The organism is Moorena sp. SIO3H5 (assembly GCF_010692395.1).
In the GTDB taxonomy this organism is placed as follows: Bacteria; Cyanobacteriota; Cyanobacteriia; order Cyanobacteriales; family Coleofasciculaceae; genus Moorena.
The window spans coordinates 1-1,567 of the sequence record NZ_JAAHHS010000743.1; the positions used below are offsets into that span (position 1 = coordinate 1).

General features: G+C 47.5%; 1 protein-coding gene and 1 pseudogene. One reads left to right on the forward strand and one right to left on the reverse strand.

The window, feature by feature from the left end; translation table 11 throughout:
- Window positions 1-820 (forward strand): IS630 family transposase (locus F6K52_RS36155; protein ID WP_293090021.1); only part of this gene is annotated, 820 nt, incomplete at its 5' end.
- Between the two features lie 5 nt (window positions 821-825).
- On the opposite strand, the pseudogene F6K52_RS36160 reads toward F6K52_RS36155, so the two are convergent.
- Window positions 826-1,389: pseudogene (locus F6K52_RS36160) on the reverse strand (ISNCY family transposase); the annotation flags it as partial.
- Window positions 1,390-1,567: the final 178 nt, after the last annotated feature.

The window sequence follows — 1,567 nt, forward strand, 5'->3', positions numbered from 1 at the left end:
GGTCATATATGTCAATGATCATGCAGACACCATAGAAGCCTACTTCAAGGAGCATCCCCCCCGAACGGTGGCTGACGCTCAATCCAAAATTGAGCAACTGACTGGGTTCAAGCGCAGTCCAACTCAAATTAAAGCGTTTCTTAAACACATCGGGATGAAGTGCCGAAAGGTTGGATTTATTCCCGGCAAAGGGTCAGACCCCGACAAGATTGAAGAACAAGAACAATTCCGTCAACACCAACTCGAACCGCTCTTGGCAGAGGCAAAAGCCGGAACCAGAGCTGTCTTCTTTGTCGATGCTGCCCATTTTGTTCATCGAGCCTATCTTGGATTTGTGTGGTGTTTCACCCGTATTTTTATTCCATCGCCATCGGGACGTAAGCGATTCAATGTTTTGGGGGCTATCAATGCGGTGACTAAAGAGGTGGTGACGATCACCAATGAGAGCTATATCAATGCGGGAAGTGTGGTGGACTTATTGGTGGCATTGGCCGACCTTGGCTTGGAGATTCCCATCACGATTGTGCTGGATAATGCCCGTTATCAAAAGTGTCCGTTTGTGAAAGATGTGGCGTATTTTTTGGGCATTGAGCTGTTGTATCTGCCGTCGTATTCCCCTCATCTAAATTTGATTGAGCGATTATGGAAGTTTGTGCGAAACGACTGTTTGTACTCAACATACTACGAAGATTTTGAGTCCTTCAAGGCCGCCATTTCAGGATGTCTTGAGAAGGCGAACACGGACCATAAAGCAAAGCTAGAGAGCCTATTGAGTTGGAATTTCCAGTCGTTCAAAAAAGTCCAACTCTTAGCCGTCTAGAGTATATCATGACCATCCTGAGGGACCACAAATTCTGGAACGAATGAAATGACCTCAGAGCTGCCGGGGCAGACAATGACTGGAGTCACCACAGTATGGAAGTAATGAGTGTTACCTGATTTGAGGGTGCGGCTTGAGCAATGAGGGCAATGAATCGTCTGCGAACTAAAGTATTCAGTGCCATCCATCGCCACCAATAAGGTGTCGTTAAAGGCACGGAACCGCTCCAGGGTATTGGTTTGCTCTAGCTGCTGGAGAATCTCCTCAAAGACCGGAAAGAGGGTTTGCGGAGCACAAGGATCGAGTAACGTCCGAATCTGGTTGTCGCTCGGTATGTTATGCACTCCAAATAAGCTTTGCGCGTTACTGCGTCCTTTGGCATCGGCCATCTTCTTTTGATGGTCCAGAAAGGATGGACTTTGGGTAAAAAAGACCCCAAAGGCACTCAGGCCAGCGTCTTCCATCGTATAGCTGGTGTTTTTCCCTGTTCGCTTGTCTGGTAGGGCTGCTAATGTTTGGCGTAATGAACGGACGACTGAATCAAACCACCCTGATGTAGGTATTGCCATTAATGCCTATCCTCCAAACCATGAGGGCACCGACACAATCACCATACATCATGCGTTTCAATCGCTAGGGCCAAACTGAGAATTGCTGCCAATGGGTCGATGCACTTGACGAGTTTCGGCATAGGCCATTTGGTGATGATGATTGGTGAAATAGGTGAGCACACTGTGCAGATTTTCT